The following is a 236-nucleotide window of genomic DNA, read 5'->3' as shown; positions in this document are numbered from 1 at the left end:
AACTGGACGAACTCGACGACGAGGAACCCGATGAGCTAGCGTAATCGCCGCCGCGTCGACGCCCTCCCCCCGAGCCGCCGGCGCTGAAATTGCAACCGATGAGCAGCGGCAGGCAAGCGGCGGGCAGGATGATCAGCGCCTCGATGCTGTTCAGCGGGTCGTCCACCAGCAACAGCAGGCACTCCAGGGCCAGGGTCAGCAGCAGGCCGAGCAGGCCCGGCAGGTAGGCCCAGCGC

The 236-nt window shown here is 68.2% G+C and carries 1 protein-coding gene; it reads right to left on the bottom strand.

What is annotated here, in order from left to right:
- On the bottom strand, window positions 1–236 hold a 236-nt coding region (locus ACLJNW_RS28470; RefSeq protein ID WP_410962026.1), incomplete at both ends, for a hypothetical protein.

The sequence above is a fragment of the Salmonella sp. SAL4457 genome (assembly GCF_046548235.1).
Lineage (GTDB): Bacteria > Pseudomonadota > Gammaproteobacteria > Enterobacterales > Enterobacteriaceae > Salmonella > Salmonella enterica.
This window is presented reverse-complemented; position numbering and strand designations above follow the sequence as displayed.